Consider the following 21,499-nt stretch of genomic DNA (forward strand, 5'->3'; position numbering starts at 1 on the left):
TTATGGTTAAAGTCAGGCAAGACCAACCTGTATTTCAGGATGGCAGTGTAGATCTGGATGCATGGTTGGCAAGAATCAAGACCCAGGTCACTCTCATTGATGAAGACGAATTAGTACATGCGTGCCGATTGGCCCGCTTAGCGGAAGAAGAAGCCAACTGCGTTGAAAACAGCTGGGGCGAGGGAGCGAGTTCTTATCGTACTGGCCTTGAGATGGCAGAAATTCTGGCTGAGCTGCATATGGAGCAGGAGTCTCTGGTTGCCGCGGTATTGTATCGCGCTGTTAGAGAAGGAAAGTTACCAAAAGAAACCGTGCTGGATCAGTTTGGGCCGTCAGTCAGCAAGTTGATAAACGGTGCGCTGCAAATGGCAGCTATACATCAGAAGCACAAAACCACCCGTGAAGTGGTATTAGGGCAGCGTGAAGCGCAATTGGAAGGTGTGCGCAAGATGCTGGTTACTATGATAAATGATGTGCGTGTGGTGTTATTAAAACTGGCAGAGCGTACGTGTGCTATTCGGGCTGTTAAACATGCCCCAGCGCAGCGACGTTATAAAGTCGCTCGTGAAGTGTTTGATGTCTATGCCCCATTGGCACATAGATTGGGTGTTGGACAAATAAAGTGGGAGTTGGAAGATCTCGCGTTCCGCTATCTTGAACCTACTCAGTATAAAAAAATTGCCAAACTACTTGATGAGAAACGTCTTGATCGTCAGCAATATATAGATGCGGTTATCAGTAAAATAAAACATGCCTTGGTTGATGCCGGCCTGACCGATGCGCAAGTGTTTGGTCGGGCCAAGCATATCTATAGCATCTGGCGAAAAATGCAGCGCAAGAATATCGGTTTTTCTCAGGTATACGATATCCGCGCTGTGCGTATCCTGGTGAACGAGTTGAAAGACTGTTACACCGTGCTGGGAATTCTTCATTCATTCTGGCGAAACATTCCCCGTGAGTTTGACGATTATATTGCCAACCCCAAGCAGAACGGTTATCGGTCATTGCATACGGCGGTGATTGGTCCGGAAGGCAACGTTCTGGAAATACAGATCAGAACATTTCAAATGCATGAAGATGCTGAAAAGGGAGTTTGTGCGCACTACAAATATAAAGGCACAGATACCAGTACTGCTCATTCCGGTTATGAGGAAAAAATTTCGTGGTTGCGTCAGGTATTAGAGTGGCATGAAGAACTTGGCGGCATTGATGAACTGGTAGAAGAGCTGGGTGATGTTGAAGACATCAATGATCGTATTTATGTATTAACGCCCGATGGCCATGTTGTTGACCTCCCTAATAATGCCACGCCAATTGACTTCGCCTATAAAGTGCATACCGAAGTGGGTCATTCTTGTCGTGGGGCAAAAGTGAATGGTCGTATAGTGCCATTGGCCTATAAGCTGCATACAGGTGACCAGGTAGAGATCCTGACAGCTAAAAATGGCAAGCCCAGTCGCGATTGGCTCAATATTGATCTTGGGTACGTGACGACTGCCCGGGCACGGGCAAAAATCAAAGGCTGGTTTAAGCTGCAAGATCGCGATCAAAATGTTGAATACGGTAGTAAAGCATTGCGAACCGAGCTGACTCGTTTTGGTTTGCCGGTCGTTAACTTCAATGATCTGGCTGAGAAGGTTAATTACGAGAATAGTGAAGACATGTTTGCCGCCATAGGGGCCGGTGATTTGCGGTTGATGCAGGTCGTACATATTGCAGAGCAGATGGCTGGCAAACATCAGGTGCAACAAAGGAAGGCAAAGACGCACCATAAGCGCTCGGAGGCAGAAAGTAACATTGAAATTGCAGGTGTCGGTAACCTTTTGACGACAATTGCATCGTGTTGTCAGCCGGTACCTGGTGATCCTATTCTGGGGTTTATTACTCAGGGGCGTGGAATTTCCGTGCATCGACAGGACTGCATTAATATTTTGCAGCTGAGAAATGAGGAGCCTGAGAAAATCGTCGAAGTTAACTGGGGAGGTGAAAAGACTCACTTTTACCCGGTTCGGCTCGAAATTTTGGCTTATGACCGGACTGGGCTGTTACGCGATGTTATGAATGTTCTGGCTAATGATAGTGTGAATGTTACTTCAGTTAACACGCTTTCGAACCGGGATGAGGGAATGGCAGACATGATTATGACTGTGGAGATCAGTGATATCGATCAGTTGGGAAGGCTTATGAACAAGATCAGGTCATTGTCTAATATCGTTTCTGTTCAGCGCGCTGTGGATGGAGGAGGAGCATGAAGACATATACTCTTGATGATCTCGTATATTTGATGACTCGGTTGCGTGATCCTGAACGAGGATGTCCCTGGGATGTGAAGCAGGATTGGCAAAGCATTGTTCCTCATACATTGGAAGAAGTATATGAGGTGGTTGAAGCGATCGAAAATCGGGACTGGTCCCATGTTGAAGAGGAACTGGGAGATCTGCTGTTTCACATTATTTTTTATTGTCAGTTTGCTCGTGAAGAAGATCGTTTTTCACTGGAATCGCTCATCGACAAACTTGTTAAGAAACTTCTTCGTCGACATCCGCATGTATTTCCTGATGGGACTTTTGAGAGTTGGAGAGATTCGGGTGAAATTTCAGAAGAACAGATTAACCAGAACTGGGAACTGATCAAACTGCAGGAGAAGCCGGAGGTAAAGAAAGACGAGTCTGCTTTGGCGGGAGTGCCATCGACCTTTCCTGCGTTGCAGCGGGCCTTCAAGTTACAAAAAAAAGCGGCTCGTGTCGGTTTTGACTGGACCGAAAAAAAAGATGTCCTGGGGATGCTTAGAGCGGAAATTGAGGAACTCGAAGAGGCGCTAGATGCTGGTGATTCAGTTGCCGTAGAAGATGAGTTGGGTGACGTCTTTTTCACACTCGTCAATTTATCCCGTCACCTGGCTATTGATCCTGAATCCTGTCTGCGACAGTCAGCGCAAAAGTTTGAATCCCGCTTTCGTAAAATGGAACAGATTGCACAGAAATCACAAAAGGACCTTGCCAATATGAGCTTGTCTGAGCAGGAACAACTTTGGCAGCACGCTAAACAAATGTTGGCAGAAAAATGACGCCATTGGTGATTTTGTTAATAACAGTGAAGGTCTTTCGTCTTTTCTTTTAAATTTGTTTTAGTGGACTACGATTATATTTAGATAGATCAATATATCTGAATAAAAACTGTCTATTATTCTTTTTCAGAAACTTTCTGATTGTGTGTGACATCAGATTGTATAAAGTGGTCTATATAGCAAGTCGATTTATTGTGAGAGAAAAGAGAGTAAATATCATGGTTGATAAAAAAAGTAAGAAGTCTTTTATAGGCTTTCTGGAAGAAAGTGCAAAAGCTGCCCATGCTAAAGAAGAGAGCAAAAAAAGCTACCGTAAAGCATGTACTAAGGTTACCGCCCAAGAGCTGGATTATCAAAAAACAGCTGTGTTGAGCGATAACTGATTGGGTGTGTTAATCACGAGGTCGTTAGTCTAACTAACGTCGCTGACTTCCATCAGTTTTAAACGTCTGTCATCGGCATTTAAAACCCGGAAGTTAAGATTACCGATTTGAATGGTTTCGTCTCGTTTGGGTAAGCGACCAAAGCTATGGGTAACGATCCCGCCAATTGTATCGAATTCATCATCACTGAATTCGGTTCCAAAAAAATCATTAAACTCTTCGATAGGAGTTAGGGCGTCAACGGCCTGTTTTCCATCATCCAGTACACGGATATTGGGCGTCTCCTGACTGTCGTGTTCGTCATCGATGTCGCCAACAATTTCTTCCAGTACGTCCTCAATTGTGACAAGACCCGCTATTCCACCATACTCATCTACCACAATGGCCATGTGATTTCGGTTAAGGCGAAAATCATTTAATAGCACATTCAATCGCTTGCTTTCGGGTACAAAGTTTACTGGCCTGAACAGGGACTTCCATTTTTGCGACATATCAGCCAACGAAAAGCTGGTTTCCATGGCTAACTTCAACAGATCTTTGGCAATCAGAACGCCAATAATTTCGTCATTCTTGTCACCAGTAACCGGAAAACGAGAGTGTCCTGAATCAACGATAATAGGCAGGATATCCGCCAGGTCTTTTTCAGAGTCCAGCAGCACCATGTGGGATCTGGGAACCATAATGTCGCGCACGTGTAATTCCGAAACCGACATTGCTCCATCGATGATCTTAAACGCTTCATGATCGATGATGTCATTTTCCCTTGCCTCGAAGATGATTGCTTTTAAATCTTCGCGGTCCCTCGGTTCGCCGATGAAAGCATCGGCTACCTTCTCAAGCCAAGTTTTCTTGTTGTTACTCTGGCTCGGTCGATCTTCGCTCATAGTCAGTTTTAAACCTTCTAGTCAGTCATTAACCAAATAAGGATCAGGTATGTTTAAAGTTGCCAGCAATTGGCGTTCCAGGCTTTCCATTTCCTCTGCGTCATGTTCATCAATATGGTCATAGCCTAACAGGTGAAGTACCCCATGAATGACAATATGTGCCCAATGATGATGCAGCGGCTTGTTCTGTTGTTGAGCTTCAGCGTTGACTACATCGGCGCAAATGACCAAGTCACCCAGAAAGCCGGCAAACTCTTCTTCGGGTACGCCATGAGGAGGCTCAAAGGGAAAAGACAATACATTGGTGGAACTATCTTTTCCTCTGTAGGTACTATTTAGGTGTCTGCTTTCGTCTATTGCAACTACTCTGATGGACACGATGGGATGTTCGATGCCTGATCCAGTTACTGCAGATTCTATCCAAGAGTGGAATAAGGATTCAGCGGGAATATCCGATGAAGAGCAGGCAACCTGAAAATCAAGTTCGATACTTGGCATTGGAGGTTTCATACCAGGACCATAGTTCTTTATTGTTTCTTGGTTTCAGGAGCTTCATACATTTCGTAAGCGTCGACAATACGCTGTACCAAAGGGTGTCTCACTACATCTTTGCTGTTGAAATGGGTGAAGCTTATCCCGGCAACGTTATTCAGAACCTTGATCGCATGAACCAGTCCTGAGCGGCTGCCACGTGGAAGGTCAACCTGTGAAGGATCGCCGGTGATAACCGCAGTTGAACCAAAGCCAATACGAGTCAGGAACATTTTCATTTGTTCCTCGGTAGTGTTCTGGCTTTCGTCCAGAATGATGAAGGCGTTTGATAAGGTCCTTCCACGCATATAAGCCAGAGGAGCGATTTCAATAACGTTCTTTTCTATCAACTTTTCGACCATTTCGAAACCAAGCATTTCATATAATGCGTCATATAATGGCCTTAAGTACGGATCTACTTTTTGGCTCAAATCGCCAGGCAGAAAGCCAAGCTTTTCACCGGCTTCAACGGCCGGTCTGACCAGCAGAATTCGACGTATGATATCTTGTTTGAATGCCATGACTGCACAGGCAACAGCCAAAAACGTCTTGCCTGTTCCAGCAGGTCCAATACCGAAATTTATGTCGTTATTGAGAATGTTGTGTACGTATTGTTTTTGATGCCGGCCACGTGGTCGAACGGTTGATTTTGGTGTTTGAATGACAGAGATAAGGCTTTCATCAAACTCACTGGTCGTTTGCTCGGTTTCCAGTACTTCATCAACGGCTGATTCCTGTAAAAAAAGGTGAACCAGATCGGGGGTGATATCCTGATTATTTTGCGTTTCACGATATAGACGTTTCAGTATTTCTCCAGCAGCTCTGACGGTTCTGTCTTCACCATTGAGCTCAAAATGATTGCCTCGGCTGGATATTCGGATATTCAGGCGTTTTTCAATCTGCTTGAGATGGTCATTGGCAAGTCCACAAAGGTTTGCCAACCTGCGGGGACTGTCTGGCTCAAGGGTTAGCAGCAAGCTGTTGTCTGACGATGTTAAAGTGGAACTCAAATTTACTCCGCTGGAATCAAAGATAGCTAAAGCATAACTCGAACAGTGAATTATGCAATCAGATTAATTACATGACCCGCCTGTTAGTAGGCCAGATCTGCATTGATTAACTCTCCACGTAAGGAGTTAGGGTAAGCCTCAGTAATTTTAACCTGAACGAATTTGCCAATCATTGAACGATCCTGGCATTCAAAGTAGGTGGAACGGTTGTTTTCGGTGCGCCCGAACAAGTCCGCTGGGTTTTTCTCAGAGGCACCGGTGACCAGGATAATCTGGGTAGTGCCCACCATGCCACGACTGATATTCATACTTTGTTGGTTAATTCTGGTCTGTAGAATAGAAAGTCTCTGTTTTTTGGTTTCCATGTCAGTGTCGTCTTCCATGCTGGCAGCCGGGGTGCCAGGACGGGCGCTATAAACAAAGCTGAATGAATGATCAAAGTTGATTTGAGCAATCAGATTCATGGTTGCTTCAAAATCATCATTTGTTTCACCAGGAAAACCGATAATGAAGTCTGACGAAAAACTGATGTTTGGCCTGATTTTCCGTATTCTCTCCAATTTATCCACGTATTCCGATACTTTGTGACCACGTTTCATGGCAGCCAGGATCCGGTCAGAACCACTTTGAACCGGTAGATGAAGATGAGACACAAGCTCTGGGACATCATTGTAGACATCTATCAGTGTGTCAGAGAATTCAACCGGATGAGAGGTGGTAAAACGAATTCGGTCTATACCTTCAATTTGCGAGGCAACTGTGATCAGTTCAGCCAAGTCGGCATTTTCCCCATCGTGCTTGCTGCCACAATAGGCATTGACGTTCTGTCCTAGAAAGTTGATTTCACGGACACCTTGCCCAGCCAGATGAACAACCTCGGCAATAACGTCATCAAATGGACGACTGACTTCTTCGCCCCGGGTATAGGGTACTACACAGAATGTGCAATATTTGGAACACCCTTCCATTACAGAGACATATGCGCTGACGCCATCGCTTTTGGGAGCTGGGAGGTGATCAAACTTTTCGATTTCAGGAAACGTAACGTCGACTACGGCAATCTGATTGGGTTGTGTGGTGGAATCGAGCATGCCTGGCAGGCGATGCAGGGTCTGAGGGCCAAATATCATATCGACATAAGGGGCCCGCTTGCTGATATTTTCCCCTTCCTGACTCGCAACGCAGCCACCAACTCCAATCTTCAAGCCAGGTTTGCGAGCTTTTATTTTCTTCCAGCGTCCAAGTTCATGAAACACTTTTTCCTGCGCTTTTTCTCGAATGGAGCAAGTGTTCATTAAGACGACGTCTGCTTCTTCGGGATCGTCGGTGAGTTCCAGCTCATGACTCTCATTCAGCAGATCAGCCATACGCGCAGAGTCGTATTCATTCATCTGACAACCGTAGGTTTTGATATAAAGCTTTTTGGTCATGAAATACTGTACCTGTACTATTGAACGCTAAGAATTAAGACCCATTTAGATGGGCCGGCGATTATACCGATGGAGTGTCTTCATCGGTAGTTTTTCCAGATTAATTTGCGTGTGAACCGGCTATACTGGTGATAAGTTGCTCTTAAAGTTGGGATTCATGAAAAAAGAAAAAAGTATCTATAAAGTCATTTTTGTTAATCAGGACAAAATCTATGAAGTATTCTGCAGTCACGTATTTCAAAGTGATATGTACGGTTTCATCGAGGTTGAAGAGCTGATTTTTGGAGAACGGAGTCAGCTTGTGGTTGATCCGGGAGAGGAAAAGCTCAAGGCTGAATTTAGTGGTGTGAAGCGCAGTTATATTCCCATGCATGCGATTGTCCGGATTGATGAAGTAGAAAAAGAAGGTGTCTCCAAAATGCTTGAGCCGGGCGCTGGTAAAGTGAAAGCATTCCCGGTCACTTATGGGCCAGGGTCAGGAAGGTCATCGGATTAACAGTTGTACTGTGTGTCTACGGCTGTTGCTGAGTATTTTTTAGCCAATTGGGTCGATGTTGTGTCGAATCGTATCCTGGGCGGGTGTCTGTGAATTAATAGACTAATCTATCCAGACAAAACCGATTTCAGGTAGTAGTAAGTGCGATCCAATATCTTTTTAGCATTTTTCCTGGTGCTGTTTTTTGCCCTGGTGTTATTCAGGTATGCTCCTCTACCCAGGGTGCTGCATGATCCTATTTCTCTTGCCTCTTTTGCGTTTAGGTATCAAAAGCCTACTACCGTGACCACCAATTCTTTATCTCAACCATCTAAAAGTTCCATTGATACCCAGCATGAGCTGGTTGATTTGAAAACTACTATGGATGATTGACCCGTGGGTTTGTTTCGGTAGATGGAACTGGGTGGACCTGTGGTCGATCGACAGCAGCATTATCAGCATGTTCTGGCTGGGCCGAAATCACTAATGTCGAAGAGGGGACAAAAAACGGAAATGCCTCTTGGGTGTTTAGGTTTGCTCTTCTGTGCTGTCTTGAATGATCAGAGAGGTGGAGGTTTAGGGGTATATGTTTATTTCGCATATCAAAGCGAGATTTATCATTGAAGGTGATTGTGCCTTGGGAATGTTTTTTTGCGTAATGCTTGACAGATTTCCTGCCTGGGGACGTTAAGGTTAATACCGATTATGACCTTTGAGGACATATCTCTGATGGTTAGTTCAGAGAATGTTTTGTTGTTGAGTCACTGGGAGTGGAGTGTTCGGAAAACTTACCCGCAGCGGCGTAAAAATTGCTTCCGGTTTCATTGATCAAATCGTGTCTGCCGATGTGCACATTATTGATCGTGTGGGTTCAGGCAGAGTCTGTATGGTGTTGATTGAGTGTAGTTTGTCTGAGATTGGTGAGTTACAGATCAATTATGTTGTTGATTTTGTCTCATCTGGTAACTCCTATCCGAAAGCCATCTGTTGGCATTGTGATAGGAAGGAGCGACGAGCTTGGAGATAGAGTTGTTAGTACCAGGAAAGCATGGTGCAAAGATTTGGTCGATTCTCAAGCCAGGACACGAGTTGCAGGCTACAATAAATGTATGGCAGGTTGCAATTATCTCGGCTGGCCACATAAATTCAGATAATCCGCTTGGTTTTGTTACTGTAGATGAGTGAACCATTTTGGATGATCAGAGATTGGAAGTCGTTTTCCTGGGGCAGAACGAAGGAGCTGCTTTAAGAGGGGAGCGCTGAATATACCGGTAATCAGGATGATGAAGGGCCGGTGGTTTCGACGAAGAAGAGATAAGCTCTTCTACAACGGTGTAATAAGCAATCCAGCGGGAGGCTTTATGTCTATCTCTATTATATTGTTGGCCATCTTCATGGCTGTGCTGATTCGTAATCAACACCAACGTAAATTAATACCTATTAAGATTCGCAGGGATGAATACCGGCGGAAAAAATAGCCTTCGACAGCAGAGTAGGGAGAGCAAAGTTAGCAGGGCGGTATTAAATTCACTGGTGTTGCACTTAAAGCGTCAATCGTACTCCTGTTGGTTCTGCGTTGTCGCTTTGTTCTAGTTCGGTTTCAAGTCTTGCCAGAGCTGACTCAAGTATTCTCATTTTTTTGTTTTGTGCCAAAAGAAGGTTTTCCATTTCCCGCTGTGATTTTTTCATCAGTACCAGCTCATTTTGGTGGTTGGCTGTATTGGTTTCAGTGTGGTCGATGGAAATGACTTTATTGGGCCGCAGTTGTTGTTCCTGGAGATCATTTTTTACGCGTCTTGACCAATTCAGAGCAGCTTGAATGACAAGGCGGAAATTGGCTCTTTCATAGTGTTCGCCATCCATTAGATAAATACCCGGCGATTCGTAAGTGATGAACCCACCGACTACTGATTCGGAAAGACTGACTGTAAAATTGAAGTCATCTCGGGAATTGGAGGAGATAGTGAGAAAGGGGGTTTCATTGGCAGAATTCACAATGTTATATACGCCAGGATTCACCCTATTTAAGAGTGTTTGTAACTCTTTCAGCGTTTTTTCTCTCACAGATGGCATAGTTCCCCCAAACACGACGTTAGAGAGTGGTAGAGTCACTTGAACTAAACTCCGTAACATTACCCTCTTTTATTGTTTTTGCAATTCTGATCCAGGAGTTTACCTTAAACTTATTATGTTTAGGCGAAACTATGGATAAGAGCTAGGCTACGTTATCACTCTTATTGAACCGCTATGATTATTATTGACTGACATCAACAATGTAGGACTGAAGTATGGACTCCGTGTTCAACAACTCTGAGTGATAGTCATTGGTAAGCGGGTTGGTTTTGGGTATTTTGTTTGTTTTCGACACTTTCAAATGATCCGTTTTCGTCAGTTCGGCTTCTGCTCTTGCAACCCACTGATTCAATGCTTGTAAAACAAGCTGAAAGCTCTGTCTTAGACACTTTTCATTAGTTTCCAGAAATTTACCAGGTGACTCAAAAGTCAGGAATTGTCCTGATACTTCGGCGTGACTAACACTAAAATGAAAAATGGGCTTCTCTGATATATAAATACTCAGGAAAGGGTTTCCCTGGGGATGATTTTTAACTTCATATGGATAATTCAGATGGGTTTTCAGTACTCTGTCGATATCTAACAGTGTTTGATTTCTGATTCTGGACACCGGAAATCCCTAGTTATAATTAAAATAAGGTATTTTTCTGTTATATGGTTGGATCGTCATTAGATCCGATGCTTGCAGTGTACATAAATGGCCTACTTTGCCAATCCGCTAACAGTGCCATTGTCCTCTGTTTTTTTATGCGTTTTATTGTGTCGAATTGTGACATAGATAGCTCTTTGTTAAATCAAATTAAAGTTTGCAGAATTTGTTCTCATAAATGGCAGGGTGCAACTTTATTGTGGGAGATGTTGTAGTAACAATTTGACAGAATAAGTCACTGACAGTTTAACCCGACGGCAGCCGTCGGGTTAAAGGAAGAGGAGAAACTGGGTTTCAGAGAACGATGGTATCTTTTAACTTAGCGACCACGTCAGTCACAGAAATATTCTCTTTTTCTGCATTGCTACGGTGTTTGTATTCAACAATCCCCTCTTCCAGACCTTTGTCGCTAATTACCAGTCGATGAGGAATGCCAATCAGTTCCATGTCGGCAAACTTGACACCAGGACTGGTTTTTTTGTCCCGGTCATCAAGATATACGTCAAACCCGGCATCCGTTAGTTGTTGATAAATTTGTTCAGCTGTTTCCATAACCTCTGGAGATTTATGTGCATTTAGGGGCACGATACCAATATGGAATGGTGTCATAGGCTCGGGCCAGACAATTCCGTTCTCATCATGGTTTTGCTCGATGGCCGCAGCTACAATCCTGGTGACGCCAATACCGTAGCATCCCATTGATAATGTTTGAGCTTTGCCATTCTGATCCAGGACAGTGGCATTCATGCTTTTGGAATACTTATCACCCAATTGGAACACATGACCCACTTCGATGCCTTTTTTGATCAGAATTTTCCCTGAACCGCATGGGCTTGGATCACCTTCAACAATGTTTCTGATATCAGCCACATCGGTATATTCCAGATCTCTTCCCCAGTTTATTCCGAAATAGTGTTTGTCCTCGATATTGGCCCCGGCTCCAAAGTCACTCATCTTGGTGACCGTGCGATCAACAATAAAAGGGATAGGTAGATTCAATGGGCCCAAAGAACCCGGGCCAGCTCCAACAACCGCTCGAATGCTGTTTTCATCTGCCATCGTCAGGGGAGACTTAACCTTGGCAAGTTTTTCAGCTTTTAGCTCATTCAATTCATGATCGCCTCTGATAATAAGTGCTATGAGCCCACCTTCGACAGACTCATCGGCTTCTACGACCAGCGTTTTAACGGTTTTTTCGATTGGTAGGTCAAATTGGTCGACCAGTTGGGCGATGGTTTTAGCATCAGGTGTATCTACCAGCGTCAATTCTTGCTTTGCGGGTTCGCGTTCGCTTTCAGGCATAATCGCTTCCGCCAGTTCAATATTGGCGGCATAGTCGCTGCTATCTGAAAACGCGATATAGTCTTCACCCGACTCAGCTAATACTTGGAATTCGTGTGAGGCGTTACCGCCAATTGCGCCGGTATCTGCCAGTACCGGGCGATAATCGAGGCCCAGCCGATCAAAAATGCGACAGTATGTGGCATACATGTTGTCATATTCCTGCTGCAGACTTTGGGCATCAATATGAAATGAGTAAGCATCTTTCATAATAAATTCGCGTGTTCTCATAACGCCAAAGCGGGGTCTGAACTCATCGCGGAATTTAGTTTGAATTTGATAAAAGTTAATTGGCAGCTGTTTGTAGCTGGTGATTTCATTACGAACCAGATCGGTGATGACCTCTTCATGGGTAGGGCCAAAGACGAAGTCTCGTTCATGACGGTCTTTCAGATGTAACATCAGTGGACCCATCTCATCCCAGCGACCGCTTTCCTTCCACAGTTCAGCGGGTTGCACGCATGGCATTAACACTTCATGAGCACCAGCTCTGTTCATTTCTTCCCGGATAATTTTTTCAACTTTTTGCAGTACGCGCAGACCCAGTGGCAACCATGTATACAGACCTGATGCAACTTTGCGGATCATTCCCGCTCTTAACATGAGTTTATGGCTGATGACAACGGCATCGGCCGGGGTTTCTTTCACTGTGGCGGTTAAATACTTGCTAGCGCGCATTTCTCGTTCCTGTATTCTTATCGGAGCTTAAGGATGCGGCATTCTAGTGGTTTATGTAGAGAAGAGGTAGAGGCTCTATGAATTCTCCTGATTGAACGGGAGTAATGATCTTGCCTCATTTGCATAGGCTTCAATATGAATGCGCTCTTGTTGCACGAATCGACTGATAGCATCACGAAAACCTGAATGGCTTATATAATGGAGTGACCGGGTGAATGTCGGTTCAAAACCTCGAGAAATCTTGTGCTCACCTTGAGTGCCTGGATCAAACCGGAGCAGTGAATGCTCAATACAGAACTCTATCCCCTGATAATAACAACATTCGAAATGCAATCCGTCATATTCCTGCAGACTGCCCCAGTAACGACCATAGAGTGCGGTCTGATCATAAAAGAATAGCGATCCGGCTACCGGCTGATCTTCTCGAAATGCCATTACCAGAAGAATTTGGTCCTTAAGTTGTGCCAGTACAGACTTAAAAAAGCGTTTATTCAGATATCCCTGACGTCCCCGCTTCAAATAGGTTGAGTGATAAAACAGATAAAAGTGTTCCAACAATTCATCAGTAATTCCAACGCTGGTAAAACGTTTTATCTTTAACTCCTGCTCAATGATTCTCCGTCGTTCTTTCTTAATGTTTTTACGTTTTCGCGAGGTCATCCGTAATAAGAAGTCTTCAAAGGAGTGGTAGTTGCGGTTATGCCAATGGTATTGACAGTCCACCCTGGTAAGTAGGTCGCCGAGGTTTTCCAGGCAAGCATGCTGTTCTGGATCAGGGAACAGGCAATGCCAGGATGACAGGTTATTTTCCTGACAGAAGGTTTTGATGGCCTCGATCATATAGCAACCAACATCATGTTCCTCATGCTGTTTATCCCATAAGAACCTTGGCCCCATAACTGGGGTAAATGGAACTGCACAGATAAATTTGGGGTAGTATGGTAATTGATGTTGATCGTAAGCATGTGCCCAACTCCAATCGAATACATACTCACCATAGGAATGACTTTTTAGATAACCGGGCATGACACCTACCAGAGCTGAACCTTCATATACACACAAAAACATGGGCTGCCAGCCATTCTCAGCAGTACAAACGCCACTTTCTTCCAGTGCGGACAAAAATGGATAGCTCAAAAACGGGTAGCCGCTTTGTTGTAAAGCGTTATATGCCTCTTCGTCGATTTCGAGGATCGAGTTGGTCCAGGTGATGATGCGGGTATTCATTGGTTAATGGTCAGTCAGCTCAATTACAGAACATCTTGACCATAATGCCTGATCAAGACAGTTTGTGTTATCGGGTTTTACCTGCTTTTGACTGAAACGGGTGGCTTTTCGTTTCTAAGTATGTTTTTTTTGGGATTATATGGGGCACTATTTGATTATTGCCTGTAGTGGAAAAAGCAGTTAAATCCATTGTTTACTATCATCTGTTATTGTTCTGTCACAGGAATTGACTGATGATTAGCTGATGCTGGTCGCTTTGATCACAATTTGTCAGGATATGCCGTCTGGAGACCATAGGTAGCGCTGCGGTAAGGTGCTGATAAATGAAGAAAAACCTGGTTTTGATCTTTTTAAGAATAGTATGTTATTAAAATAAGCCTTTATATTCCCTTGAATGTAATTTTTTTGATAAATAATGTTATAGAGATTGTAGAGATTTAGATGCATTTTCTGAGAACTGGTTCTCAAAAAAAAATTGGAAGAACGTCAAAACGTTGTGCATTTCTCAGTTTATCGTTGATCGTTACGGGTTGTATCAATAATGCAGCCTATACGTACTATGAAACGAGCCCCAGGGTTTACACAACCAAACCCGTAACAGAATCAACAAAAAAGACTAACAAAGACTCTTACACTGTTAAACCCAATGATACGCTGTACTCTATTGCTCTAGCTCATGACTTGGATTACCGCAAGTTAGCGGGCGCTAACAACATTGATTCGTCTTACGCTATTTATCCAGGTCAGAAACTCTCTCTAAAAATAACATCCTCAACACCTGGTGTTTACCCTCCAAAAGTCAGTGTTGTTACGGAAAAGCCCAGTACCGTTTCTGGTACCGTCCCTGTAAATAAGCCTAAAAGTCAAAAAAATGGCACATCATCTTCTGCCGCTCCAGAGCCGAAAACGCAGAAAATACGGTGGGTTTGGCCTGTAAATGGGAATATAGTGCGAACTTATAAAGCTGGATCGTCTACCGCTAAAGGTATTGATATTAAGGGTGAATTTGGAGAACCTGTAAATGCAGCAGCAGACGGCAAAGTGGTCGTTGTAGGGTTAGGGATACGAGGTTATGGCAACTTGGTTATTGTTGAACATAACGAACAGTTTCTAACAGCATACGCACACACAGGCCGTATTCTGGTAGCAGAACAGGATACGGTTAAAGCTGGGCAGACAATTGCCGAAATAGGATCTAGTGGGGGCGAAAAGCAATCCATTTTGCATTTCGAGATCCGCATGGAAGGGAAGCCGTTGGATCCGCTCAAGTATTTACCAGCCAGGTGAGTGTTCGAGTGGGTTAAGAGGCATCAGATATTCTTCTGATGGGATTTTGGCGTTAGCACAGGGGACCCATAATCATGGCAGCGATTAGGGAATTCGAATCAGACTTAAATGAATCTTATGATTTTTTCTCTACTGGCACTTATGAGTCAGTCGAAGACTATGAATCTGATAATGAACTGGCAGATTCTGATACGGACGACGATGCTTTTGAAAATGCAGTTGCAGAAAGTCGTCAGAATGGTGCTGTTCAGCGTTCTTTGGATGCGACGCAGCTGTATCTGAATGAAATTGGCTTTTCACCACTACTTAGCCCTGAAGAAGAAGTTTATTTCGCCCGCCTGGCTCAAAAGGGTGAAGAATCCGGTCGTAAGCGGATGATAGAAAGTAACCTTCGACTGGTTGTTAAAATTGCCCGTCGTTATATCAATCGTGGGTTGTCTCTTCTCGATTTGATTGAAGAAGGTAATCTGGGGTTGATCCGAGCGGTTGAAAAGTTTGACCCTGAAAGAGGTTTTCGCTTTTCTACTTATGCCACTTGGTGGATTCGACAAACCATTGAACGCGCGATCATGAATCAGACCAGAACCATTCGTCTGCCTATTCATGTGGTTAAAGAGCTGAATATATACTTGCGTGCGTCCAGAGAGTTAACTCAAAAACTCGATCACGAACCTACAGCTGAAGAAATTGCCGAGTTACTGGATAAACCCGTCAAAGATGTTAAGCATATGCTGGGTCTGAATGAGCGGGTGACCTCTGTTGATACGCCAATTGGTCCAAACTCTGAAAAAAGCATTCTTGAAACTGTCGCGGATGATCAGGTCAGTGATCCGTGCGAACTGTTACAGGATGAAGACTTGCGAGCCAGTATTAATGGGTGGCTCGATGAGTTGTCTGAGAAACAACGCGAAGTGGTTGCCCGCCGATTCGGGTTGCGTGGGTATGAAACAAACACCTTGGAAGAAGTCGGTCACGAAATAGGGCTTACCCGGGAGAGAGTCAGACAGATCCAAGTGGAAGCTTTACGGCGGCTGCGTGATATTCTTGAAAAACAAGGCTTGTCAGGTGTGTCTCTGTTTAATCCCTGAGATTAATTTATTCAGATATAAAAAAACCGCCTTTCTGGCGGTTTTTTTATATCTGGTGAACACTCACAAGCGTTTTGTTGCTTATTTTTCCAGGTATTGCCGTTTATTTGGTACACCATCCCATTCTTTGGCATCAGGCATGGGGTCCTTTTGTTCTGTGATATTTGGCCAAATCTCTGCCAGTTCGGCATTCAGCGCAATAAACTCCTGTTGATCTGCCGGTACTTCATCTTCAGATAAGATCGCTTCCGCAGGACATTCTGGTTCGCATAGGGCGCAATCAATGCACTCGTCTGGATGAATCACCAGAAAGTTCGGTCCTTCATAGAAGCAATCTACCGGACAGACTTCGACACAGTCGGTGTATTTACATTTAATACAGTTGTCGAGCACAACGAATGCCATTTATTTTCCTCTCCAAGTATTCGATATATCAGGTTTTCTCTAACCTGCCGGAATGAGGCGGCTATTGTAGGTAGCCTAAGCATTAATGCCAAGCCCGCCGCCTTTTTAAGTATTAAGATTGACTAGAACTTTTATCTATAAGTGTCTTCACTTTTCTTTTGTCAAAGCTTTGATCCGATACAGAATGTCCAGCGCTTCTCTGGGTGAAATATTGTCCGGTTGGATGGTTTCGACAAAAGATAAGGCCGGGTGGTCTGAGTAACTGGCAAACAAATCATTTTGTACTGGAGCATTGGAACGAGTCGTTGTGACAACGTCTTTGTTTTCCAGTACTTCAAGCTTGCTTTTGGCATTGCTGATGACCAAGCCAGGCACTCCGGCCAGTTGTGCCACCTGCAAACCGAAACTCCTTGATGCAGGTCCCTCCTGTACCTTGTGCATAAAGATAATTTCGTCTTTATGCTCCGTGGCATCGAGATGTACATTCGTACAATAAGGGAGGGTGTCAGGTAGTTCTGTCATTTCAAAGTAGTGAGTGGCAAACAGAGTCATGGATTTAACTTCTGTCGCCAGATATTCGGCAGCAGCCCAGGCCAGTGAAAGACCATCGAATGTCGAAGTGCCACGACCAATTTCATCCATCAGAATCAGACTGTTTGAAGTGGCATTGTGGAGAATATTGGCTGTTTCTGTCATCTCAACCATGAACGTGGATCGACCAGAAGCGATATCATCGCTTGATCCCATACGAGTGAAAATCCGGTCTACCGGACCAATCACAGCCGAGCTTGCGGGTACGCAACAACCACAGTGTGCCAATAGAACAATATGTGCAACCTGCCGCATGTAAGTTGACTTACCACCCATGTTCGGACCGGTGATTACCAATAAGCGGCGTTGTTCGTGCAAATCAATATCGTTAGGAACAAATGGAATATCTGTAATCTGCTCAACGACCAGGTGGCGCCCGCCTTTAATCGATATCCCTGGCTGCTGGGACAGTTCTGGGCGGGAAAGATTCAGTGTCTCGCTTCGTTCTGCAAAACAACACAGTACATCCAGGGCTGCCAGACCTCTGGCTGTCTGCTGCAAGCCGGCCAGTGACGTGGCAATTGTCTGCAGCAGTTCTTCATATAGCCTTTTTTCACGACTGAGTGCCCGGCTTTTCGCTGACAGAGCCTTGTCTTCAAATGCTTTCAGCTCTGGAGTGATGTAGCGCTCGGCGTTTTTGAGTGTTTGCCGGCGAGTGTATTCTGCTGGAACTTCAAACTGGGCACCTTTGCTGACTTCTATATAGTAGCCATGAATTCGGTTATAACCTACTTTCAAGCTGGAGAGTCCGGTCTTTTGCCGCTCGGTCTGCTCCAGTTGCAGTAGAAACGAGCCTGCATTTTCGGACATGGCCCTCAGTTCATCCAGCTCCTCATCATAACCTGTGGCAATCACTCCGCCATCACGGACAAGCAACGGCGGATTTTCAATAATGGCATGGCTGATGAGTTGCTCAATATCGGTATGTGGCTGAATCTCCAGTTTAAGCGTGTTGGCCAGAGAGCTGTTCTGATCCTTCAGTAATTCCTGGATATGTGGAACCTGTTGCAGCGCTTCTGCGATGCGGGTCAGGTCTCTCGGGCGGGCGGAACCCATGCCAACGCGGGTCAGTGACCTTTCTATATCACTGATCTTTTTCAGTGCTTCCTGGATGTTTTCATACAGATAGCTCTGGCTGATCTGATCAATAAAATCGAGCCGCTGTTGAATTTGTTGAACATTTCTGAGGGGGCGATTTAGCCAGCGCTTAAGCGTGCGGCTTCCCATGGCCGTCTTCGTTTGATCCAATACCCAAGCCAGCGTATATACTTCGTCACCGCGAAGATTTTCGTCAATTTCCAAATTACGGCGGGCCGTTGGATCAAGAATCAGTGAGTCATCTGTACTCTCAAGCGATATTCCCCGAATTTGAGGCAGTTGATTGCGCTGGGTTTCTTGAGCAAATTGCAGCAGCGCTCCAGCAGCTTTCACACATAAAGGCAGATGTTGAATACCAAAGCCTGATAAATCCTTCACTCGAAATTGAGTGCATAGCAAGCGTTGACATGTTTCGAGGTCAAAATGCCAGACCGGGGTTTCCTGAATGGCACTGTTATCCGTTGTAATCAAGTGACGGTCGAAGCCTTCCGGAATCAGAATCTCTGCTGGTTTCAATCGAAACAGTTCGGTATCCAACTGCTGAGGGTGCTCAATCATGATGACCGCAAAGTGACCGGAACTGACCTCCATGTGTGCCAGACCAATGGCCCCCTCATGGGCAACCAGAGCACAGACCCGATTATCATTCCGTTCGCTGAGGAATGCCTCATCACTTAATGTGCCAGGAGTCAGTACCCGGGTGACCTTGCGCTCTACTGGGCCTTTGCTGGTTGCTGGGTCGCCCACCTGTTCGCAGATTACAACGGATCGTCCCATTTTAACCAGTTTGGCCAAATAGCCCTCTGCGGCATGATAAGGTACACCAGCCATAGGGATTGGTTTGCCAGCCGTTTTTCCTCGGGCGGTAAGAGTGATATCCAGGAGTTGAGCGGCTTCACGGGCATCGTCAAAGAACAGTTCATAGAAGTCCCCCATCCGGTAGAACACAATCTGCTTGGGGTGCTCTGCCTTGATTTTCAGATATTGCTGCATCATGGGGGTGTGTTGTTCAATGTCTCGGGACATAATGATCCTTCGTTACAATTCAAAAAAACGCCGGAGATGGTAAGTGAATACAAATCTGGGTGCGAGTGCAGAGAACAGAAAAATGCCCATATTGGATATCTTGGCCGCGCAGCTAAAGCGTCTTCAATGGACATTGATGACAGCGGAATCCTGTACTGGTGGTGGCATTGGCAAACTTTGTACAGAAATGGCCGGCTCATCGGAATGGTTTGAAGGCGGTATTATCAGTTATTCCAATCGTATCAAGACTGATTTACTGGGCGTGCCTGAAGAAAGCCTTATGCAATACGGTGCTGTTAGTGAAGAAGTTGCAAGGCATATGGTGAGTGGTCTGGTTTATCGGACCGGTGTTAAGTGTGCGGTTGCTGTTACCGGTGTAGCAGGACCGGGGGGAGGCTCGTTGCTAAAGCCGGTGGGAACCGTGTGGATGGCCTGGAGTATTAACGATAAGATTGAGACGCGACGTTATCTGTTTGAAGGAAGCAGAGAGGATATTCGTGAGCAGACGATCGAGCAGAGTCTGTTGCAGCTCAGTATTTTTTTACAAGAAGTTTCTAACCAGGGCTAGCCAAAGACAAATACATGTGTAGAATACTGGTCAAATTTACAGTATTTGTGTGCCCGTAACACTGGAGATCTTTATGGAAGACAACAAGCAAAAAGCCTTGGCAGCCGCTCTGTCACAAATAGAACGTCAATTTGGCAAGGGTTCTGTCATGAGGATGGGAGACAAGGAAAGGGTTCAGATTCCAGCCATCTCCACCGGATCTTTAGGGCTTGATGTGGCATTGGGTATTGGTGGTCTTCCCAGAGGGCGGATTGTTGAAATTTACGGACCAGAGTCTTCAGGTAAAACCACATTGACCCTACAGGTTATTGCTGAGGCGCAAAAACAGGGCGGTACCTGTGCGTTTGTGGATGCAGAGCATGCGCTTGACCCAATATATGCTGAAAAACTTGGGGTGAATGTTTCTGATTTGTTGGTGTCTCAGCCAGATACCGGAGAGCAGGCACTTGAAATTGCCGATATGCTGGTACGATCAAATGCTGTTGATGTGTTGATTATCGACTCTGTGGCGGCTTTGGTGCCAAAGGCTGAAATTGAAGGTGACATGGGTGATACGCATGTCGGTTTGCAGGCACGTTTGATGTCTCAGGCACTGAGAAAAATTACCGGAAATGTTAAAAATGCCAACTGTCTTGTCATTTTTATTAACCAGATCCGAATGAAAATTGGAGTTATGTTTGGCTCCCCTGAAACCACTACTGGTGGAAATGCACTGAAGTTTTATTCTTCTGTTCGTCTGGATATTCGTCGTACAGGTACCATAAAAGAAGGCGAAGAAGTAGTTGGTAGTGAAACCCGGGTTAAAGTTGTGAAAAATAAAGTGGCCCCGCCATTTAAACAGGCCGATTTTCAGATTATGTATGGGAAAGGCATTTATCGCTTGGGTGAGGTTTTGGACTGGGGTGTTAAACTTGGTTTAGTTGAGAAATCAGGTGCCTGGTATAGCTATCAAGGTAATAAGATTGGCCAGGGCAAAGCAAATGCTGCTCGTTTCCTGGAAGAGAATGCGGAAGTTGGTCAGGAAATAGAAACATTGATTCGTCAGCAGGTGCTTGGTGGTGTTGCAGGTGCTTCTGTGAGCGCAGAAAAAGCGGAAGCGGAAGTGGAAGAAATCGAATAAGTTGGTTCTTAGCTCAGCTTGGCAAGCTGGTTTTATGCAGGCTGATTACGCCTGCTTTTTTTAGTTGAATGAGAATGAATAAAACTCCCTGGAACTATGCTTTATCATTACTGGCTAGGAGAGAGTACAGCCGGAAAGAGCTTTATCAGAAGCTTAGTTCGCATTTTCCTGATTGCAGTCATATACAAGTAGAAGATGTGCTGGAGAGGCTGAAAAGTGCTGGGCTTCAGTCAGATGAACGAATGGCAGATGCCTGGACTCGCTCCAGGTATCATAAAGGTAAAGGGCCCCTATTGATTGCCAGGGAACTTGCTGGCAAGGGAGTTAGTGAACAACTTGTACGGGAAGCCCTTGCCCAGCCTGAGTTTGAATGGGGGCGAATGGCAAGTTCAGTGGCACAGAAAAAATGGTTAACCATTGCTGGTGATGAGCAGGGAAAAATAAAAATTACCCGCTTTCTGAATAGTCGGGGTTTCAATTTCGATCACATCGATAGTGCTCTGGCAGAGCTTGGGATATAAGTTGTTCTGAGATCGATCTGCATTTTGTTTGGTTTCCACCTCAATAA

At 44.9% G+C, this 21,499-nt stretch carries 19 protein-coding genes; 10 read left to right on the forward strand and 9 right to left on the reverse strand.

Going from position 1 to position 21,499, the window contains the following annotated elements:
* Positions 1-2 precede the first annotated feature (2 nt).
* The 3 genes from relA (at position 3) to YC6258_RS30240 (ending at position 3,450) form a co-directional block, all read left to right on the forward strand.
* A complete protein-coding gene (gene relA / locus YC6258_RS11125) occupies positions 3-2,252 on the forward strand; it encodes a GTP diphosphokinase (protein ID WP_044617060.1) in 2,250 nt (749 codons plus the stop codon).
* Positions 2,249-3,067, forward strand: coding sequence for a nucleoside triphosphate pyrophosphohydrolase (gene mazG / locus YC6258_RS11130; RefSeq protein WP_044617061.1), 819 nt, complete (start codon positions 2,249-2,251; stop codon positions 3,065-3,067). Before relA ends, mazG begins: the two co-directional genes overlap by 4 nt.
* Positions 3,068-3,285: 218 nt before the next feature.
* A complete protein-coding gene (locus YC6258_RS30240) occupies positions 3,286-3,450 on the forward strand; it encodes a hypothetical protein (RefSeq protein WP_169748955.1) in 165 nt (54 codons plus the stop codon).
* Positions 3,451-3,479: 29 nt separating this feature from the next.
* Here the strand turns inward: YC6258_RS30240 and YC6258_RS11135 are convergent, their stop codons facing one another.
* The 4 genes from YC6258_RS11135 to miaB form a co-directional block, all read right to left on the reverse strand.
* A complete protein-coding gene (locus YC6258_RS11135) occupies positions 3,480-4,334 on the reverse strand; it encodes a CorC family transporter (RefSeq protein ID WP_044617062.1) in 855 nt (284 codons plus the stop codon).
* Positions 4,335-4,355: 21 nt separating this feature from the next.
* Entirely contained in the window at positions 4,356-4,832 is a 477-nt protein-coding gene (ybeY, locus tag YC6258_RS11140) for an rRNA maturation RNase YbeY (RefSeq protein WP_044617063.1), read from the reverse strand.
* A gap of 29 nt (positions 4,833-4,861) precedes the next feature.
* Positions 4,862-5,875, reverse strand: a complete 1,014-nt coding sequence (locus tag YC6258_RS11145; protein WP_044617064.1) for a PhoH family protein — start codon at positions 5,873-5,875, stop codon at positions 4,862-4,864.
* A gap of 83 nt (positions 5,876-5,958) precedes the next feature.
* Positions 5,959-7,305 (reverse strand): tRNA (N6-isopentenyl adenosine(37)-C2)-methylthiotransferase MiaB, encoded by a 1,347-nt coding sequence (miaB, locus tag YC6258_RS11150; RefSeq protein ID WP_044617065.1) that lies wholly within the window; start codon positions 7,303-7,305, stop codon positions 5,959-5,961.
* A gap of 157 nt (positions 7,306-7,462) precedes the next feature.
* Between miaB and YC6258_RS11155 the strand changes: the two genes are divergently transcribed.
* Entirely contained in the window at positions 7,463-7,801 is a 339-nt protein-coding gene (locus YC6258_RS11155; RefSeq protein WP_044617066.1) for a DUF1820 family protein, read from the forward strand.
* Positions 7,802-7,942: 141 nt separating this feature from the next.
* Entirely contained in the window at positions 7,943-8,173 is a 231-nt protein-coding gene (locus YC6258_RS11160) for a hypothetical protein (protein ID WP_044617067.1), read from the forward strand.
* A gap of 1,149 nt (positions 8,174-9,322) precedes the next feature.
* On the opposite strand, the gene YC6258_RS11180 is transcribed toward YC6258_RS11160, so the two are convergent.
* From YC6258_RS11180 to YC6258_RS11195, 3 genes are all read right to left on the reverse strand, one after another.
* Positions 9,323-9,844 (reverse strand): hypothetical protein, encoded by a 522-nt coding sequence (locus tag YC6258_RS11180; protein WP_144407615.1) that lies wholly within the window; start codon positions 9,842-9,844, stop codon positions 9,323-9,325.
* A 952-nt stretch (positions 9,845-10,796) separates the two neighbouring features.
* Positions 10,797-12,521: a proline--tRNA ligase gene (locus tag YC6258_RS11190; protein ID WP_044617073.1), complete on the reverse strand. Its 1,725-nt coding sequence runs from the start codon at positions 12,519-12,521 to the stop codon at positions 10,797-10,799.
* A gap of 75 nt (positions 12,522-12,596) precedes the next feature.
* Positions 12,597-13,748: a GNAT family N-acetyltransferase gene (locus tag YC6258_RS11195; RefSeq protein WP_044617074.1), complete on the reverse strand. Its 1,152-nt coding sequence runs from the start codon at positions 13,746-13,748 to the stop codon at positions 12,597-12,599.
* A 441-nt stretch (positions 13,749-14,189) separates the two neighbouring features.
* On the opposite strand from YC6258_RS11195, the gene YC6258_RS11200 reads away from it, so the two are divergent.
* Positions 14,190-15,035 carry a peptidoglycan DD-metalloendopeptidase family protein gene (locus tag YC6258_RS11200; protein ID WP_052830218.1) on the forward strand — a complete coding sequence of 282 codons (846 nt, stop codon included), beginning with the start codon at positions 14,190-14,192 and terminating at the stop codon, positions 15,033-15,035.
* A 74-nt stretch (positions 15,036-15,109) separates the two neighbouring features.
* Positions 15,110-16,123 carry an RNA polymerase sigma factor RpoS gene (gene rpoS, locus YC6258_RS11205; protein WP_044617075.1) on the forward strand — a complete coding sequence of 338 codons (1,014 nt, stop codon included), beginning with the start codon at positions 15,110-15,112 and terminating at the stop codon, positions 16,121-16,123.
* A gap of 81 nt (positions 16,124-16,204) precedes the next feature.
* Here the strand turns inward: rpoS and fdxA are convergent, their stop codons facing one another.
* Positions 16,205-16,528, reverse strand: coding sequence for a ferredoxin FdxA (fdxA, locus tag YC6258_RS11210; RefSeq protein ID WP_044617076.1), 324 nt, complete (start codon positions 16,526-16,528; stop codon positions 16,205-16,207).
* Between the two features lie 147 nt (positions 16,529-16,675).
* Positions 16,676-19,243: a DNA mismatch repair protein MutS gene (gene mutS / locus YC6258_RS11215; protein WP_044617077.1), complete on the reverse strand. Its 2,568-nt coding sequence runs from the start codon at positions 19,241-19,243 to the stop codon at positions 16,676-16,678.
* A gap of 43 nt (positions 19,244-19,286) precedes the next feature.
* Between mutS and YC6258_RS11220 the strand changes: the two genes are divergently transcribed.
* The 3 genes from YC6258_RS11220 (at position 19,287) to YC6258_RS11230 (ending at position 21,452) form a co-directional block, all read left to right on the forward strand.
* Positions 19,287-19,811, forward strand: a complete 525-nt coding sequence (locus YC6258_RS11220; RefSeq protein ID WP_245627040.1) for a CinA family protein — start codon at positions 19,287-19,289, stop codon at positions 19,809-19,811.
* A 73-nt stretch (positions 19,812-19,884) separates the two neighbouring features.
* Complete coding sequence (recA, locus tag YC6258_RS11225; protein ID WP_044617078.1) at positions 19,885-20,931, forward strand: recombinase RecA; 1,047 nt, start codon at positions 19,885-19,887, stop codon at positions 20,929-20,931.
* 74 nt (positions 20,932-21,005) lie between these two features.
* Positions 21,006-21,452 carry a regulatory protein RecX gene (locus YC6258_RS11230; protein ID WP_169748956.1) on the forward strand — a complete coding sequence of 149 codons (447 nt, stop codon included), beginning with the start codon at positions 21,006-21,008 and terminating at the stop codon, positions 21,450-21,452.
* The last annotated feature ends 47 nt before the right edge of the window (positions 21,453-21,499 follow it).

The organism is Gynuella sunshinyii YC6258, from assembly GCF_000940805.1.
Lineage (GTDB): Bacteria > Pseudomonadota > Gammaproteobacteria > Pseudomonadales > Natronospirillaceae > Gynuella > Gynuella sunshinyii.

Coding starts and splice junctions, on each gene's coding strand:
- YC6258_RS11230 (WP_169748956.1), top strand. CDS start 21,006: ATGAATAAAACTCCCTGGAACTATGCTTTATCATTACTGGCTAGGAGA.
- mutS (WP_044617077.1), bottom strand. CDS start 19,243: ATGTCCCGAGACATTGAACAACACACCCCCATGATGCAGCAATATCTG.
- miaB (WP_044617065.1), bottom strand. CDS start 7,305: ATGACCAAAAAGCTTTATATCAAAACCTACGGTTGTCAGATGAATGAA.
- YC6258_RS30240 (WP_169748955.1), top strand. CDS start 3,286: ATGGTTGATAAAAAAAGTAAGAAGTCTTTTATAGGCTTTCTGGAAGAA.
- rpoS (WP_044617075.1), top strand. CDS start 15,110: ATGGCAGCGATTAGGGAATTCGAATCAGACTTAAATGAATCTTATGAT.
- YC6258_RS11200 (WP_052830218.1), top strand. CDS start 14,190: ATGCATTTTCTGAGAACTGGTTCTCAAAAAAAAATTGGAAGAACGTCA.
- fdxA (WP_044617076.1), bottom strand. CDS start 16,528: ATGGCATTCGTTGTGCTCGACAACTGTATTAAATGTAAATACACCGAC.
- ybeY (WP_044617063.1), bottom strand. CDS start 4,832: ATGCCAAGTATCGAACTTGATTTTCAGGTTGCCTGCTCTTCATCGGAT.
- mazG (WP_044617061.1), top strand. CDS start 2,249: ATGAAGACATATACTCTTGATGATCTCGTATATTTGATGACTCGGTTG.
- recA (WP_044617078.1), top strand. CDS start 19,885: ATGGAAGACAACAAGCAAAAAGCCTTGGCAGCCGCTCTGTCACAAATA.
- YC6258_RS11195 (WP_044617074.1), bottom strand. CDS start 13,748: ATGAATACCCGCATCATCACCTGGACCAACTCGATCCTCGAAATCGAC.
- YC6258_RS11190 (WP_044617073.1), bottom strand. CDS start 12,521: ATGCGCGCTAGCAAGTATTTAACCGCCACAGTGAAAGAAACCCCGGCC.
- YC6258_RS11135 (WP_044617062.1), bottom strand. CDS start 4,334: ATGAGCGAAGATCGACCGAGCCAGAGTAACAACAAGAAAACTTGGCTT.
- YC6258_RS11155 (WP_044617066.1), top strand. CDS start 7,463: ATGAAAAAAGAAAAAAGTATCTATAAAGTCATTTTTGTTAATCAGGAC.
- relA (WP_044617060.1), top strand. CDS start 3: ATGGTTAAAGTCAGGCAAGACCAACCTGTATTTCAGGATGGCAGTGTA.